7 protein-coding genes are annotated in these 18627 nt (G+C 50.4%); 6 read left to right on the forward strand and 1 reads right to left on the reverse strand.

What is annotated here, in order from left to right; genetic code table 11:
• Positions 1 to 99 precede the first annotated feature (99 nt).
• Entirely contained in the window at positions 100 to 8310 is an 8211-nt protein-coding gene (pulA, locus tag ACE3MQ_RS14635) for a type I pullulanase (RefSeq protein ID WP_379393812.1), read from the forward strand.
• 188 nt (positions 8311 to 8498) lie between these two features.
• On the opposite strand, the gene ACE3MQ_RS14640 is transcribed toward pulA, so the two are convergent.
• Positions 8499 to 10244 carry an alpha-glycosidase gene (locus ACE3MQ_RS14640; protein ID WP_379393814.1) on the reverse strand — a complete coding sequence of 582 codons (1746 nt, stop codon included), beginning with the start codon at positions 10242 to 10244 and terminating at the stop codon, positions 8499 to 8501.
• Between the two features lie 708 nt (positions 10245 to 10952).
• On the opposite strand from ACE3MQ_RS14640, the gene ACE3MQ_RS14645 reads away from it, so the two are divergent.
• The 5 genes from ACE3MQ_RS14645 (at position 10953) to ACE3MQ_RS14665 (ending at position 18627) form a co-directional block, all read left to right on the forward strand.
• Positions 10953 to 12287: a sugar ABC transporter substrate-binding protein gene (locus tag ACE3MQ_RS14645; protein WP_379393816.1), complete on the forward strand. Its 1335-nt coding sequence runs from the start codon at positions 10953 to 10955 to the stop codon at positions 12285 to 12287.
• Between the two features lie 97 nt (positions 12288 to 12384).
• Positions 12385 to 13686: a carbohydrate ABC transporter permease gene (locus ACE3MQ_RS14650; protein ID WP_379393818.1), complete on the forward strand. Its 1302-nt coding sequence runs from the start codon at positions 12385 to 12387 to the stop codon at positions 13684 to 13686.
• Positions 13683 to 14528 (forward strand): sugar ABC transporter permease, encoded by an 846-nt coding sequence (locus ACE3MQ_RS14655; RefSeq protein ID WP_379393820.1) that lies wholly within the window; start codon positions 13683 to 13685, stop codon positions 14526 to 14528. Before ACE3MQ_RS14650 ends, ACE3MQ_RS14655 begins: the two co-directional genes overlap by 4 nt.
• A 123-nt stretch (positions 14529 to 14651) precedes the next feature.
• Positions 14652 to 16733, forward strand: a complete 2082-nt coding sequence (locus ACE3MQ_RS14660) for a methyl-accepting chemotaxis protein (RefSeq protein WP_379393822.1) — start codon at positions 14652 to 14654, stop codon at positions 16731 to 16733.
• A 502-nt stretch (positions 16734 to 17235) separates the two neighbouring features.
• Entirely contained in the window at positions 17236 to 18627 is a 1392-nt protein-coding gene (locus tag ACE3MQ_RS14665) for an L-cystine transporter (RefSeq protein WP_379393824.1), read from the forward strand.

The following is an 18627-nucleotide window of genomic DNA, read 5'->3' on the forward strand; positions in this document are numbered from 1 at the left end:
AATCAGGCGCGGAAAGGGGGGATGCGCTTTTTAGCTGTAGATTTGAGGCGATTGTTTGAGTTCAAAAATGCATTGCCAAGAAAGGAGTCTATTGCTCATATGGCTAATCAAAAATCATTTCGCTTTGTTGCATTAGGTCTGGTTATCTTGATGATCGTTAACTTGCTGGGGGTCGGTCAAGCGTTCGGGGAGGCTGATCAGCAGTCATCGATGGCCGCCAGGCAAGGAGGTCAGAATGAACTGCACAGCCCCTTGTTCCACGAAGACGGTTCAGTAACTGTAGCCGGGGTCACGGAAGAGAACAGGCTGTACGTAGTGGGAAGCTTTGGAGCATCCCGCTGGAATAGCTTTATAGAAATGACGCCAGTAAGCTCTTACACCGAGAATGGAACCCGGTTGAATGTATATTCATACACTATTCCGAAAACGGATTTCATCGCTAATAAAGGAGTCGTCGAATATAAATTTTCGACAGCAGACGGGGATTGGAATGCTTCTTATGCTGATCCTCTCAATGAATCTAAAATTAGCGTGAACTCCGCGATCTATAGCTTAAGCATGCGAGATGCCGCGGGGCATCCACCTGGAAAAGAAGTGGTCAAAGGGCAGTCCTTCGACTTGAAGGCCGTAAGAATTCTCGCGGATGGCACGGTGTTGGATTTAACGGGCTATGCCGCATGGTCATCCAGCCAACCGGGCGAGATTTCCGTAGCCGGCGGCAAAGTAGAGGTTGCCGAACATGCGGCTGCCGGAACCAGTACGGTCATATCGGCCGTCTATGAAGATATCGCAACAGAAGTGGATTTGAAGGTTGTTGATCGCATTCTTGTCAGCCCTGTCATTCATGGGGATGGAACCGTCACCTTCAACAACAATACCTATACGGGAAATGAGCTTTACGTCATCGGTTCGATGAACGGCTGGTCGTTAGATAAGAGCGAGGCGATGGTTAAAGATGCAGAGGACGTGTTCTCGGCAACAATGCATCTCTCACCGGGCTCTTATCTATATAAGTTCAATTCAAGCCGTACGAAATGGGATGACAATTTTACAGACCCGCTAAATCCCCTGCAAAGCGACGGCAATTCGGTTGTTCACGTTCCAGGCATCCAAATCGGCCTGCCGGATAGCGTTGGAAAGGGAAGCTCGATAGACCTGCAAGCGACGCTTGTTCAACCGGACGGGACGACTGCAAGCGTGTCTCCGCAATGGTCATTGAAGGAGAGCGGCCTGGTCGGGGTAGCGATATCCGGCGGCAAGCTGGTCATTGGGGAAGATACGACCGTCACGAAATTTACGCTCGTTGCCGAACACGGGGGGCGAAGCAGCGAGAAAGAGATAACTGTGGCATCTGATCTGTATACCTTCAATCTGCATTATTTCCGTTATGACGGCAAGCAGAGCGATTGGAATATGTGGATTTGGCCAGAGGGCAAGGATGGCAGCGGCTATGCCTTTACCGGCGTGGATGCAGAAGGATTTGCGGTTGGAACCTATACCTCCGTTTCTCCGAAAATCGGCGTCCTGATGCGTTTGAGCGTTCCCGGCAACGACTGGAGCGCTCAGGAGATGGATCGCAAAGTAGAAATGCCGGCGGGTCAGACTATGGCTGACGTGTACATGGTGGAGAACGACCCGAAGGTATACTTTACGAAGCCGGATACTTCACCGAAGTTCAGCAGCGTGATGGCGGACAGCTTGGATACGTTAATCGCTGAAGCCAGCAGCGCAGTAGCGGATGCAGATATAAGCACGATCGAGCTGACGGATATCACTGATGGAAACAGGAAGCTGTCCGTGAATGCCGTCAAATTGAGCGACCGAAAGCTTAAAATCACGATAGCTGATCCACAAGAGTTCGACGTTACTCATGCGTACACCGTGCAGTCGGCTAACCTGGCGCCTACCTCGGTCACGATGCGCAAAATATTGGACGATCCATCCTTTTATTATGCTGGCACCGATCTGGGATTGACGTATAGCCCGGCTGGCAGCACGTTCAAGGTATGGGCGCCTACCGCGGCTAAAGTCAGCGTATCGCTATACGGCAGCGAAGGCGATTATAACGAGAACGGCCTGGTGACCGATGATTCGGGCGGGACGGAGCGGATTTTGAGCCGTTCGGAAAACGGGGTATGGTCGGGATCCGTATCCGGCGATTTAAAAGGGCAATTTTACATGTACAAGGTAGAGTTTGCGGACGGGACGGTGAATTATGCGGTAGATCCGTATGCGGTTGCCGTGTCGGCGAACGGGCAGCGTACAGCCATCATTGATTTGAAGGATACGAATCCCGCCTCGTGGACACCGGAAAATAAACCGGCGCTGGTTCAGCCTACCGATGCGGTACTATATGAACTGCACATCCGCGATTTCTCCATTAGCCCGGATTCGGGAATGACGCATAAAGGAAAATACAAGGCTTTTACAGAGAAAGGAACGACGACGTCCCAGGGGCATCCCACGGGAATCGATCACTTAAAAGCGCTCGGAGTAACACATATTCACCTATTGCCCGCCTATGATTTCAAGACGGTGAACGAGCTGGCGGTAGACGATCCGTCCTCCGCTGCTCCGAAATACAATTGGGGCTATGATCCGCAAAACTACAATGTGCCCGAAGGATCTTATTCCAGTAATCCAACCGATCCAGGGGCAAGAATCCGCGAATTTAAAGAAATGGTTCAGAGCCTGCACGACGAAGGCATCGGAGTTGTGATGGACGTCGTATACAACCATACCTTCTCGATTGAAGACGGGCCTTTCAACAAGATCGTACCGGGCTACTATTATCGTACGACAGATACAGGAACGTATTCTAACGCCACCGGAGTCGGCAATGAAATCGCTTCGGAACGGCCGATGGTCAGCAAGTATATTCGCGATTCCGTGAAATATTGGGCTAAAGAATACGGCGTGGACGGATTCCGGTTTGACCTGATGGGACTCATTGATATCGATACGATGACCGAGGTGACGAATGAGCTGCACCAGGAGGTAGACCCAGATCTGATCGTGTATGGCGAGCCATGGGATATGGGGCCGACGCCGCTGCCGCAAAACCAAAAGACGATCAAGGGGACGCAGCGCAATAAAGGCTTTGCCGTATTCAACGATGATGTCCGCGGAGCGATCAAAGGGGATAGCGACGGGGCAGGCAAGGGCTTTGCGACCGGCGAATCCGGCCAGGAGTCGGCTGTCATTGCCGGAGTTAAAGGAGCGACGGATACCTTCGCTGCGAAGCCTTCTGAAGCGGTCAACTATGTTACCGCGCATGACAATTTGAATCTCTGGGATAAAATCATCAGAACGCAGGGGCTGGATGCCGAGCTCGGCATGCTGAACATCCGCGACGGCATACTGGACGGCGGAGGAAGCATCGACGACGCGGTTGCTGCCGCACAGCCTTACAAGTATGTCGGGACGGGGAACGGCGTGTTTGACAATGAGACGGTGCGGCGTTCGCTGCTGGCTAACGGAATCGTGCTTACCTCGCAGGGGGTACCGTTTCTGCATGCGGGCGATGAACTGCTGCGCACCAAATATGGCGACCATAACAGCTATCGAAGCCCGGATGCGATCAATCAGATTCGCTGGGATAACAAGAATGACTACAAACCCATATTCGATTACTATCAAGGCTTGATTGAGCTTCGCAAAAGCCATCCGGCCTTCCGGATGAATTCCAAGGAAGCAATCGCTAACCATTTGCAGGTGACGAAGAGCGATGGCAACATCGTGTCGTTTCAATTGAAAAATTATGCAAACGGTGACACCTGGAACAATATCGTCGTCATTTACAACGCCAATCAGACGGCCCGAACCGTAGCGCTTCCCGGCGAATCAGCCTGGAACATCGTTGTTAATGACCGAACTGCCGGGACGGCGAAGCTGGGGGCTCCGGTAACGGGAAATGTTGAGGTTGCCGGATGGTCGATGATGGTGCTGTACGACGAAGAGACGGTGTACACGCCGGAGGTGAGCAAGATTGACCTGACTCCTGACACCTTAGGGCTGGAACCAGGCATGATTCGCTCGATGTCGGCCGTTGTCCGTGACCAGAAGGGCAACCCGATGACTGGAGTGAGCATGAAGTGGAGCACTTCAGACCGTACGGTTGCCACGGTAAGCGACAGGGGAATGATCAGTGCCATATCGGAAGGGACGGCAACGATTACGGCGGCCGTCGGCCAGATTCAGGCTGCCTCTACGGTGCAGGTCGGCACTCTGCATCCAACTACGCTTACATTAACGGGTGCGAGCGAAGTCTATGCTACCCAGTCAACGATATTAAATGCGACGCTGAAGGATCAATTCGGCCAGATATTGAAAGGCAAGACGCTAGCCTGGAGCAGCTCGGACGCTTCTATCGCGACCGTAAGCGGGTCTGGGGAAGTTAAGGGACTTAAGCCGGGGAACGTGACGATCACCGCCCAGATTGGACAGCTTAAGGCGGAGAAGCAAATTCAGGTTGTACCTTTCGTCAAGAAGACCGTACAGCTGCGCTACACGCGTCCGGATCAAAATTATGAGGACTGGAATCTATGGATTTGGGGAACCGGCGGCGTGAGCGACGGGCAAGTGAACTTTACCGTTCGGGACGGCGTGGCGATTGCGAATATCGAGACTGCGCCGGACAGTAGCTCTGTCGGCTTTGTCGTCCGCAAAGGCACGGACTGGAGCACGGCGAAGCAGGATATCCCTGATGATCGGAGTATTCCGATCGGTACAGGGCAGACCTTCGTTAAGGTCAACGTACAAAGCATGGTTATGGAGGTTGAAATACTGCCTGAAGTTAGCGGGCCAGTATTGAACGAAGGAAATATTATTTTCTATTACCGGGATGACAGCCTGTTCCGGCAGGATGCGATGGATACGATTTCCGCTGTGAAGCTGAATGTGTCGTCTGGGCAGGATGAGCAGAGCTATGCTATGACCTATGATGCGAAGAACGAGTATTTTGTGTATACCTTGGAAAATGTCGAGCAGGGCAAGTATTACTATGATTTCACGGTTACCGAAAATGGTCGGGACAAGGTTGTCCCGGATGACAAAAATCCACAGCGCGAAGGAGGCCGCTCCGTAGTCGAGTTCCTCAAGCCGGAGCTGAACATTGAGGCAGAGGTGTCTCCATCAAGCCTGAATGGAGCGATTGCTTACCATGAAAATGCGGTGTTGACGCTGAAAGTAACCGGGGATGAAGGCGTTAGGCTGCGCGAGGCTTATGCGGATTTGCGGGAGCTCGGGGGCGGAGCCAAAGAAGTCATAGATCCTCAGCTGCTGGAACGGACGATATCCGTTGCAGATCACATAGCAGCTGGCACTAAAAGGATAGGACTTACGGTTATTGATGAATACGGCAATAAGCACCAGGGTGCCGTCGAAATTACAGTGAAGGCGAGAACGGGGAACTCGCCGCTGGATTTTGACTGGGATGAAGCGAGAATCTACTTCTTGCTGACAGATCGTTTCTATAATGGCGATCCGAGCAATGACGATCCGAACCATATTCCGGGAAGCTACGATCCAGCTCAGCCGGAAGCGTACCATGGTGGCGATATCCGGGGAATTATCGAGAAGCTCGATTACTTGAATGAGCTGGGGATCAACACGATTTGGATTACGCCGATCGTAGACAACATCGATTTTGATGTTCGTCATGGCAAGAATGGGCCGCAGTTCGGCTACCACGGGTACTGGGCTAAGAACTTCGAGATCATGGATGAGCATCTCGGCGATATCGACGATTTCAAGGAGCTCATCGACAAGGCTCATGATCGCGGCATCAAAATCATGGTCGACGTGGTGCTGAATCATGCCGGCTATGGCTTGAAGCAAGGCGATCAGGCTGCCGGAGTTGCGGGCTACCCGACAGCGGACGATCAGGAAAGATTCGCCGGCATGCTGCGTGACGGCGGCACGGACACGGTTCGTGGCGAATTGGCGGGCTTGCCGGACTTTAAGACGGAGGAGGCCGAGGTCAGGAATAAGCTGATTGAGTGGCAGGTCGGCTGGCTGGATAAAGCGCGTACGGATCGCGGCGACACGATTGACTATTTCCGCGTGGATACGGTGAAGCATGTCGATGAGACGACATGGAGGGCCTTCAAGAACGAGCTGACGAAGGTGAAGCCGGACTTCAAGCTGATTGGCGAGTACTATGGGGCATCTCCAGGCAATACCGGGGGATTTTTGGGGAACGGTCAAATGGATTCATTATTGGATTTTCAGTTTAAAGAAAAAGCCAGGGATTTCGTCAATGGCCAAATCGACAGCGTGGAGTCTTATTTGCAGCAGCGGAACGGCATGCTGGCGAGCGATAAGACGTTCGGGCAATTTTTAAGCAGCCATGATGAAAGCGGATTTCTATCCCACTATGTAGACGGAGACATCGGCAAGCTGAAGGTTGCAGCAGCGCTGCAAATGACGAGCAAGGGTCAGCCGGTCATTTATTACGGTGAGGAATTGGGGCAATCGGGCAGTACGGCCGGCGACATGGATCTGGGCGAATTCAATGAGAATCGCGATGATATGCCTTGGGATAAAGTAGACGGGCATGATACCGAGGCTATGGATATTCATGGCCACTACACAAAGCTGCTGCAAATTCGGGCGAAGCATTCGAAGGCGTTCTCCAAGGGGACGCGGACTAAGCTTGGCGGATCGGACGAGAGCGGATATGTCATATTCTCCAGAACGCATGGAAATGAGAAGGTAATCGTTGGATTAAACACGAAGGCAGAGGCCAAGGCAGTCGAGTTTACAGTTCCTTATGCCGCAGGAACGATCCTGACCGAGGAATACAGTCAGACCAAGCACACAGTAGCTGACGGCGGTAAGGTGACCGTATCTATTCCGGGCAAGGACCAGGGTGGAACCATCGTCTTATCTGCTCCAGAAAAAGAAAAGCCGCAAGAACCTGGAAACGGGGATTCCGGTTCTTCGCCATCCGCACCTTCCACGCCGTCCAGTGGTGGAGGCGGAGGAAGGGGGAGTGCGGCGCGTCCTGCGGATGAGCAGACAGTGAGCAGCCCTGCTGCGCAAGATGGCATGGTTACGGTCATGGTCGAGCCGGGCAAAAGCAAGCTGCTGCTGCCGGGGGATGCAGCGGCCATGGATGGTACGAACGGGCTTACCGTGAAGACAGAGCCGTTTACGCTAGACGTGCCTGCTTCCGTCGTGAAGCAGTTGGTCGGCTTGATTCCGGACGGCAAGCTAAGCAGCGCGCAGATTGTATTCTCCTTCCAGCCTTTGGCCGACGCGGAAGCTCGGAAGCTGCTGGATCTGGCAGAGCAGCGCGGGCACGCCGTTCTTGCAGCGCAAGGGAAGGTATATGAACTGGCATTGTACGTTGTAACAGGGGACGGAGAAATATTGACGCTGGATAAGTACTCCGCGCCGCTCCACATTCATTTTCATCAGGATTTAGCACCGGGAGATGCAATGGCAGTCTTGCGCGGCGTGCTCGGAATATATCGTCTTGGCGATGACGGATCGCTTGATTTTGCAGGAGCCCGCTGGTCAGAGACAGGATTGTCGGCGAAGCTGCACGCGCTTGGCAAGCTTGCGCTTGTAAGCTATAAGAAAGCGTTCAGCGACGTCCCAGCCGGGCATTGGGCCAACGATGTGATTCAGCAGCTGGCGGCACGGCAGATCGTCATGGGTGTGTCCGAGGATACGTTTGCACCAGCATCTAGCGTAACTAGAGCGGAATTTACCGCTATGCTCGTCAGAGCGCTGGAGATGGAGCAGAAGCTAGGAGTCGGGCTGCAGTCAGCACTTGAACCAGAATCCGGGTTGGTACAAGGAGAGGAGCAGCAATCTGAGCTGGCGCAAGAGTTTAAAGCATCCGCTAGCATAACTTTCAGCGATGTTCCTGCTGCGGCTTGGTATGCGAATGCGATAGAAGCGGCTAGTGCAGCAGGTATTGTAAAGGGACGTGCGGACGGCACGTTTGGCAGTAGCGACGTTATTACTCGCGAGGAAATGGCGGTTATGCTCGTTAAAGCCTATGCTGTGATGAACGGCGAAGAGGGCAAGAACAGCAATAGCGGTAAAGAGGGGACTAACGCTGCTGCAGCTGTAAAAGCTGGCACTGTAGCCGACGAACGGGATATGGGGGCGGATCATGCCAGTCAAGCGCTTGCCGCCTTCAAGGACAGCCAGAGCGTGGCTCCTTGGGCGCAGCAGGCGGCAGCCGAGGCAGCAGCTCTAGGCCTGCTGCACGGCAAGGGCAGCGGCTTGTTTGCACCGAAGGATCAGCTGACCCGTGCGGAGAGTGCACAGGTCATTTGGAAGCTGCTGCAGTGATCCGGGAAGCGCATAACCAGAAATAAGCAAGAGACCCTTGAGCAGAGAAATTCGCTCAAGGGTCTCTTTAGTGTTTGAACAGACACAGGGAAGCCTAAGTTCATCAATTGCGTTAGCAACGTCCAACAATATAAACCGCCACGAAAGGAGTGAGGCTATATAAGGCTATGCAGATGCAGCTTACTGGCTTACTTCTCTTTCGTCAGAATCGCATAGCCGTAGGCTGGCAGCTTGACGGAGAGCGTTCCACGCTCCGTCGGCCACTCCCGGCCATCGAACGCATCGCTCCAAGCCTCGCCATCGGCTTCGACCTGGATCGTCTGCCCCGCGCTGTCGTTGTTCAGAAGCACGAGTACCGACTGCTCGCCCAAGCGGCGCTCGAAGGCCAGCTTGCCCCCTTTCGCCTCGGCGGCAAGAAAGTGGATGGAGCCGGTACGAAGCGCGGGCAGCTCTTTGCGGATCGCGATCAGCTTCTGGTAAAAGGCGAACAAATTGCGATCCTGCTTGGCGGGATCCCATTCCATGCATTTGCGGCAGTCCGGATCTTGATCGCCGTCAAGGCCGATCTCGTCCCCGTAGTAGATGCAAGGCGTGCCGCTGTATGTGAATAACAGAACCGCGGCAAGCTTCATCAAATCCTTGTTGCCTTCGCAAAGGGTGAGAAGGCGCGGCGTGTCGTGGCTGTCCAGCAAGTTAAAGGCTACTTCGCTCGCCTGCTGCGGATAACGGGACAGCTGCTTGCCGATCGCATTGGCAAACCCTTTCGAATCCAGCGAACGACGGACGATGAAATCGAGCACCGCCTCGGTGAAGGGATAATTCATCACGGCATCGAATTGGTCGCCCTGCAGCCAGCCGGACGATTCATGCCAAATCTCGCCGAGGATGTAGGCGTCGGGATTGGCTTTTTTCACTACCTTCCGAAAATCTCTCCAGAACTGGTGATCCACTTCATTCGCAACGTCTAGGCGCCAGCCGTCAATCCCGATCTCCTTAATCCAGTATTCGGCGACTTGGAGCAAGTATTCCTTAACCTCGGGGTTCTCCGTATTCAGCTTCGGCATATGCGGCTCAAAGGAGAACGTATCGTAAGTCGGAACTCCATCCTTCACCTCCAATGGGAATTGACGCACAACGAACCAGTCCTTATAGCGGGACTGCTCGCCTTTCTCCAAGACGTCAACGAAGGGGGCGAATGTTTTGCCCGAATGATTGAAGACCGCATCCAGCAGAACACGAATGCCCCGCTCATGACATGCCTTCACGAGTTTTTTTAAAGTTTCTGTATCCCCGAAATGCGGATCAATCTTCATGTAATCGGACGTATCGTATTTATGATTTGTGGTCGCCTCGAAAATGGGGGTGAAGTAAATCGCGTTGATCCCCAATTCGTTTAAATGATCGAGATGATCGATGACGCCTTGCAGATCGCCGCCAAAGAAATTATGCCGTTCCGGCTTTCTGCCCCAAGGGAGAACATTTACGGGGTCTAGACTAGCATCGCCTTTAGCGAACCGTTCAGGAAAGATTTGATAGAATATCGCATCCTTCACCCAGTCAGGCACGGTAAATACGTCCGCCGGATTAATATACGGGTAATCAAAAAGGCGATCCGGTACCGCCGGGCGCTCCTTCGAAAAATCGCTTTCCGTCATCCATATTTGCTCTTCTCCTGATTGCAGCAGAAATCCGTATTTCAAACGGCGGTAGGGCGGCTTGACGACGCATGCCCAGTAATCGAACAGCTCATCGGAGGCCATTTTGGACATAGGAATCAATTCCTTGCTTTGATCCCATATGTATTTGTCGCCGGTAAAGGCATAAACATGGGTAAGGTCATCTTTTTTAGCACGCAGGCGCAAATGGATCGTTTCACGGTCATAGGCATAGGACCAGTTCAATTTGGGACGATGATAGACGGCTTCAAGTAACATGGCATGATTCCTCCTAATAATGAAGTGGCATGAGTACAGAAATCGCACTGAATTAATAGATTAAGTATGGATCGAAACACGTCAATTCTATACTCAAGGCGAATGATTCTCTTTTCACGCTGGTTGCTCTTACTAAGAAGGTTGCAGGCTTTTCTAGCTAAAAAAGGCACACCAAGGCTAAATAGCAGGAGCCGAGGATGTACCTTTACGATAACAGTGCCTTCAGTTTTTATAACTGAAACCTAATGCCAGCAATGAGTTAACCGCATTCATGGATGGATTATAGCATTGTTCAAACCATTGCACAAGTCATAAAATAACACCCAAAAATTAGGAATGATAAACTGCTGAATATATCCAGCTAAAATCAAGAAAATGGCGGCATAACAGTGTTTTTTGAGAATAAAAATTAGGGTATGATTCAGGAAAAAATGGATGAAATTGAGTTATTGTGTGAAAACGTAAGTATTCGGGAGAAATATTGAATAAATTGAAGTATATATAGCATAAATGATATGTGCAAACGTTTTTATAATATGTTTGTTGTGTTGTATGATGTGAGCGAGGATAAAGCGCTTTCTGATCAAGAATTTGATCAATATTTCAAGATATACATATAAAACAGCGAAGGTGATCAGATTTTTTGAAATCGTTTGCGCATTTCTCCGCATTTGTTAATGCAATCATTTTTTAGGAGGGGTTAGCTTTATGAATTTTAAAAAACCATTTAGAAAAGCGCTGGTTCTCATCGCTGCAGTAACATTGATAGCGTCTATAACTGCTTGCGGTTCGAAGAGCGGCAATGGCGGAAGCAATGGCGCGAACACTCCAGCGCCGTCCAATGCAGCAGAGAACAAGGGGAATAATGCCGTAGTTCAGGATGGAGAGCTGGCGCCTGAGGAAGGGGCCGAGCTTCTCGTTTGGGAGAGTAGAGAAGAGGTTGCTTTCACGGAGGAAATCGCTAGACAGTTTGAGGAAAAGTATGGCGTGAAGGTGAAAATCGAAGAAGTGGCACCTACAGATCAAATAGCTAAATTAACGACGGATGGACCTTCAGGACTTGGCGCAGATGTGGTCATAATTCCGCATGACCATCTGGGAAATGCAGCAGCATCGGGATTGATTCTAGAAAATGACGTATTTGCCGAAGAGACAAAGCAGAACAATACGGAGGCATCGATCATAGGCTCAACGTTCGAGGGTAAGCTGTATGGGTACCCTAGAGCGGCTGAAACAACAGCCTTGTTCTATAACAAGTCGCTTGTTCCAGAACCGCCTAAGTCCTTTGAAGAATTAATTGCTTTCGGCAAAACGTTCACGGATAAGTCCAAGAAGAAATACGCCCTGATGTGGGAAGCGGGAAACATGTACTTCAACTATCCGTTTATTGCTAGCGGCGGCGGTTACCTCTACGGCGACAATGGAACGAACAAGGATGATATCGGTCTTGCTAAGGAAGGCGTCGCCGAGAGTATGAAGGTATACCAAAGCTTGGCGGAAATTCTGCCGATCAAGAGCGGCGACGTTAACCCGGATATTAAGCGCGGCTTGTTCGGAGCGGGTGACGTAGCTATGGACATTAACGGGCCTTGGGAGGTTGCCGGCTATAAAGAAGCTCTTGGCGACAATTTGGCGATTGCTCCAATACCAACGGTCAACGGAAAAACAGCGATTACCTTCTCTGGCATTAAAATTTACACGGTAAGCTCCTTTGCAAAGTATCCTAATGCGGCTAAATTGTATGCGCAATTTGCGACAACCAAAGAAGCTCAATTGATACTGAATGAGAAGGTCGGTTCAGTGCCTACAAACCTGGAAGCATTGGAAGCCGACCAAATCAAGAATGACCCGATTGTGTCCGGTTTCGCCGAGCAGGCTAAAAACTCGGAGCCCATGCCTTCCATTCCTGAAATGGCCAACGTATGGGCGCCTGTCAACGCAGCTATGGCTGATATTTGGGATAACAAAGCCGACCCTAAGTCGGCTATGGAAAAAGCGATTACGCAAATTAAGGATTTGAACAATGGGTTAGCTGCGGAGTAATTCTCTATAACATTGCCTTAATTAGAACGAATTTCACCCGTCGCGATCTGCGGCGGGTAATTCCTTTGATGATCAAGGGAGAGGAGAAGGAGGAGAAATGAGCCGACACCGAACACAAGCAACAATACTGTCGTCACTCTTGATGGGATTGGGTCAAATATATAATAGACAATTCATGAAGGGCGCACTGCTCATCGCATTTGAAACTGCGTCTGTGACTTATTTTATCCTTAATCTGAAATATGCGCTTTGGGGAATCGTCACACTTGGGGAGAACCCAAGAACAGCTGCCAACATGCAGCCCGGGGAATATGACCATTCGATCTTTATTCTCATTCAAAGCTTGATTACGCTGCTGTACTTCATCGTGTTCCTAATCGTCTATTACCTGAACATTCGGGATGCGAGAAAAATAGGCGGCGAGCGGGATGAAGGCAAGAAGCCAAACCATTTCAAGCAATCGATCCGTTACATACTCGATTATAAATTTGCTCAGGCATTCTTAAGTATTCCTGCACTCGGTATTTTGTTCTTTACGATTATGCCGATTATCTTCATGGTGATGATTGCCTTTACGAACTACTCCTCACCGAACCACGTGCCGCCGGGCAAGCTGGTTGATTGGGTAGGCTTCGATACGTTCAAAAATCTGCTTGCCCTCAAAACCTGGAGCCACACCTTTTACGGAGTGCTGACCTGGACAATTATCTGGGCTATTTTGTCAACGGTAACCACCTATTTTGGCGGTTTGCTTGTAGCGCTCCTGATCAATCAGAAGGGCATTCGTTTTAAAGGGTTTTGGAGAACGATTCTAATTCTTCCTTATGCGATTCCCCAGCTCATTTCGCTGCTTGTCATGAGAAACATGTTTAATGGCGAATTCGGCCCGATTAACCAGTATCTCGGCTATTTTGGTTTGGGGGGATTGCCGTGGCTGACCGATCCATTCTGGGCCAAGGTGACGGTCATTATCGTCAATATGTGGGTCGGTATTCCGGTATCGATGCTCTTGATTATGGGCGTACTGACGACGATCCCGCGGGATATGTATGAAGCCGCGGAAGTGGATGGAGCAAGCGGCTACCAGAAGTTCCGCATTATCACTTTGCCGATGATTTTATTTACGACGGCGCCTACGCTCATTGCGCAGTTTGCCGGCAATATCAATAATTTCAATATGATTTTCCTGCTAACGGGAGGAGATCCGGTTAAAGGGGATTATCAATACGCTGGGGCAACGGACTTGCTCGTCACCTGGCTGTACAAATTGACCTTGAACCAGAACAGATACAATATGGCTTCCGCGGTCGGTATTATTATTTTCCTGATCATCGCCTCATTCTCGATTTATAACTATCGAAGAACAAAGTCATTTAAAGAGGAGGACATGATCCAATGAGCAGACGGAAGATTCGTAATTACATACGGCTGACAGCTAGTTATATTACTCTTGCCATCTTGGCTATTGGTGCGGTTTATCCTGCGCTATGGATTGTCTTCGGGTCGCTTCGTCCGGGTACATCGCTTTATAGCAAAACGCTGCTGCCCGAGACGTTTACATTGAAGCATTACTACGGATTGTTTAACTCCAGGACTATTTTGTTTGGGCAATGGTATATGAATACTTTGAAGGTCGCTATTTTCTCCATGCTGCTCGGCGTTACTCTCACCCTGTTGACTAGTTATGCGGTATCGCGCTTTCGCTTTAAAGGTCGGCAAAATGCGCTTTCCGTCATTTTGGTTCTCGGGATGTTCCCGGGCTTTATGAGCATGATCGCAATTTTCCTGCTGCTTAAGGAAATGCAATTGCTTGACACGCATCTAGCCCTAATTATGGTGTATGCGGCAGGGGCCCCGCTAGGAATGACGCTGATCGCCAAGGGATTCTTTGATACCATTCCGCGCTCCCTGGATGAGGCGGCCCGGATTGACGGGGCAAGCAACTTTAGAATATTCACCTCGATCATTTTGCCGCTTTCCAAGCCGATCCTGACTTACATGGCATTACTGCAGTTCGTTGGCCCGTGGGTAGACTTTATTTTTGCCAGGCTGATTCTGCGAAGTAAAGATAAATGGACGGTTGCGGTCGGCATGTGGGATATGGTTCAGGCGAATCAGAACTCCAACTTCACGATGTTCGCGGCCGGAGCCGTGCTGATTGCTGTGCCGATTACCATTCTATTTATGTTCATGCAGAGACTGCTTGTAGATGGACTCACGTCCGGGGCAAGTAAGGGCTGATGTTAAGCCGCGCAGATAGATTTCGTTAAGGTATAGACTCGTTCATTCAGAGACTATACCTTTTTTTGAAGACATAAATAATATGCATCTTAATTTTATGCTTGTAATTAAGGGGGGACGACGATGAAGCGTTGGGGTCGGATTCAGCTTCAGTCGGTCGGTACGAAAATATTTATCGTTTTATTCGCTACAGTTGTACTTTTGTCCGCTGTGCTTGGTATCAGCTCCTATCTCATGTCGAAGCAAATCATTCGCGGACAAGTTGGAATGGCCTCCTCGCAAGCAATTGAGCAGGCTGCCGATAAGCTCGATTTTTTGTTTGCAGAGTATGAATCGATATCAAGGCAGCTTGCCGTTGATCAAATGCTGCGGAGCGATCTGGAAACCGTCGCCAGGCCGGATGTGGACATCATCAAGAAGACCGAGGCGGAGACGCGAATTCGCAATAAGCTGGATGCGATGCGGGGCTCGGATGAGCGTTTAGTAGGCATTCGGCTTATCGCGCCTGGGAATTTCTCGAATACATATGCGAGCTCCGGAGCCAGCGCTACGAGCAGTGAGGATGCTGTGAAGGCCAGAGTTCAGACGATACACGATGCCAAGGGAAAGCCCGTTTGGATTCCTGGACAACAGAAAGGTTTTTTCGAGACATTTACAAAGCCCACGGTGACGATGGGAAGGCTCCTGCAAAATTTAAAACATCCAGAAGCGGAATACATACTTCTCATCGAGGTCAAGGATGAGGCTCTCCTGCATACCCTTTCCAATCTAAAAATCGGTGACTCCGGCGAGGTTCGTATCCTGACCGCAGATAATGTCATTGTCCATGCACCGGATCAGAAATTGATCGAGACAAAATCATATATCGGTCTGGATAATCGACAGCTGCAAAGCGAAGAGGCATCCTTCACGACAGAGGATGAAGCCGGAATCAAGCAGCTCGTCGTTTACAGGCAGCTTCAATCCGTGGATTGGCGCATTATCGGCTATGCTCCGGAAAGTGATTTTCTAAGCGCGGCGGACAGGCTGATCTGGATTGCGGTATTCGTTCTGACCCTTGCGATTTTAGTCGCTTTAGCCATCGGATATTATTTATTCCGCATGGTGGGCCAACCGCTCATGAAGCTGTGCCGCCTAATGGAGGAAGGGGAGCGCGGAAATTTGCGGGTACGGACGAATTTCAGCAGCCGGGATGAAATCGGCCGGCTAGGACAAAGCTTCAATAGAATGCTGGAGCAAATTTCTCTGCTTGTCGTTCGGACGAATACATCTACCGAAGAACTACTAGCTACTGCGGAGCATTTGGCGAAAGCCTCAAGAGATACTTCGCATAACGCAGGAGAGATTGCATCAGCTACAGGGGAAATTGCTTCCGGCGCGGCCAATCTTGCGATGGAAGCCGATCAGGGCGTCGAAATAGCCAATGAGATCGGACAGCAAATGGAACATGTGATTAGCCTGAACGGTGCCATGGATGCATCAGTCGGAAGGGTCATTGAAGTCAGTCGGCAGGGCCGAGAATATATGGACAGTCTTGTCGAGAAGACCGAGTCGGTGTCCCGGATGACAGGGCTGATCGAAGACAACTCAGCGAAGTTAAATCAGAGTACCCATTCAATACGCAATATTCTAGCGCCTATGGTCGAGATGACGAAGCAGACGAACATTCTCTCTCTGAACGCTTCCATCGAAGCTTCTAGAGCCGGCGCGGCAGGCAAGGGCTTCATGGTCATCGCCGAGGAGATCCGCAAGCTGGCGGTGCAGTCCAATGATGCCATTCAGACCGTGTCGGCCATGACGGAAGAAATTCAAGAGGCGATCGAGGATACGGTTAACGTATTGATGCAGGTAACCCCAATGTTTGGAGAGCAGCTTCTCTCGGTTAAGGATGCCTCTTCGATATTCCAAAAGGTAACGCAGGAAATGGAGCAGCTCGTCAACGATATTCAGAGCTCCTCGGCGTCGGTTTATGAGCTGAGGACATCGCAGCATGTGCTGTCTGGATTCATCTCCAGCGTAAGCTCTGTCGTACAGCAGACGACGGCGTCCACCGAGGAAGTGGCCTCCATGTCCTCCGGGCAATTCAAGGTCAGTAAAGAGCTTGTCCTGCTGTCTAATCAATTGGAGCGGCTGTCGGAGACGTTAAAGCAATCCTTGAGCTCCTTTGAGATCGACTTTGAGGGAACCTCGAGCAGCGGCTTCTAATTTGAGAAAAGCAATAAAGCCAGGCAAATTTGTTGCCTGGCTTTTTGCATTTGAATGCCGGCCTAGCCACGTCACCGTGTGCACGATGTACAAAATGCCGTTGAGTTTTGGGTGATGGCTAAACGCTCTGACGCCATAAGCGTTCCTGAATCATGTGTCAGCCTTTTCGGGACTGGTTAAAACGTTGGGAGAAGGTTGTAGTGGAGCTAAGAACTTTTGTTAATCATATTAATGGATATATTTTACAATTAATGTATTGAATTAGATCCCTCAGCCATTGAGATATTAACCGAGAATTGTCTGACAATCATGGACTTCACAGAGAGAGGGATATTTATATTAAATGTTATAATAATAGGTAAAACGGGAGAATAAGGGGTATAAAAATTTATAATAAATTAATCCTACCAATTTAGTCGTATTTATGATAATATTACGTCTGTAAACGAACTTAATAATGACAACCATTGGTCAAATATTAAGTGAAAAGGGGAGTCCAATCATGGAAACTTTACAAATCATACTTAACTTAGCGGTTATGCTCGTGTTGCTCGGTATCCTCTTCTGGATGCAGAAGAAGCATATATCTTTTACTAAACGGGTGTTCACTGGACTTGGGCTGGGCATACTATTCGGGGTTGCGCTTCAATTGATCTTTCCATCCGGATCAGCGGTCATCGGGAAATCGGCGGACTGGTTCAACCTCGTTGGACGCGGCTATGTCGGCTTGCTGCAAATGATCGTTATCCCGTTGATTATGGTATCCATCATTTCCGCCATTATGAAATTGAAGGGGAAGCAAAATCTTGGAAAAATCACCGGACTTATTATCGCCGTGCTGCTTATCACGACAGCGATTGCCGCATCGGTCAGTATCGTCACTACACTGAGCTTCGATCTGCAGGCACTGGAGATCCCAGCAGGCGATCGCGAAATTGCCCGCGGCGAGAAGCTGCAGGAACGTCTCGGGGATGTAGCTGACAAGACGATTCCACAGCAAATTCTCGATTTCATTCCGACGAATCCATTTGCCGATATGACGGGAGCTCGCAGCACCTCGACGCTGGCTGTCGTTATATTCTCCGCATTTATCGGTGTTGCCGTACTTGGGCTCGATCGCAAAAAACCGGAGCAAGCGGAAACGTTCCGTAAAATCATCGATGCGCTGTATGCCGTCGTCATGCGAATTGTAACGCTGGTCTTAAGGCTGACGCCATACGGGATTCTGGCGTTAATCACCAATACTGTTGCCACGACGAATCCGCAGGAAATTTTGAAGCTGATCAAATTCGTGGGCGCATCGTATGTGGCGCTGATCGTCATGTTCATCATCCATCTCATTCTGCTGGCCATCTTCGGATACAATCCAGTGCAATATATTAGAAAGGTGCTGCCAACCCTCGTGTTTGCCTTCACATCGCGTTCAAGTGCGGCTACGATCCCGTTGAACGTAGAGACGCAAACGAAACGGCTTGGCGTACCTGACGGTATCGCAAACCTGTCGGCCTCCTTCGGGGCGACGATTGGGCAGAACGGCTGTGCCGGTATTTACCCGGCCATGCTTGCCGTGATGATTGCGCCAACGGTCGGCATTGATCCTACAAGCTGGGATTTCATTCTTACATTGATTCTTGTCGTTGTGATCAGCTCCTTTGGAGTAGCCGGCGTTGGCGGCGGAGCGACCTTTGCGTCCTTGATCGTTTTGTCCACCATGAACCTGCCGGTTGCGCTGGCTGGTCTGTTGATCTCGGTTGAGCCGTTGATCGATATGGGACGGACGGCACTCAACGTAAATGATTCCATTGCGGCTGGCGTGATTACCGGAAAAGTACTTGGCGAAAATGACCAAGACGTATTTAAGCGTAATGTGGATCTGGATGTAGCCCAGGCTTAA

Origin of the sequence: Paenibacillus lentus, from assembly GCF_042714055.1 — a bacterium.
GTDB lineage: Bacteria > Bacillota > Bacilli > Paenibacillales > Paenibacillaceae > Fontibacillus > Fontibacillus lentus_A.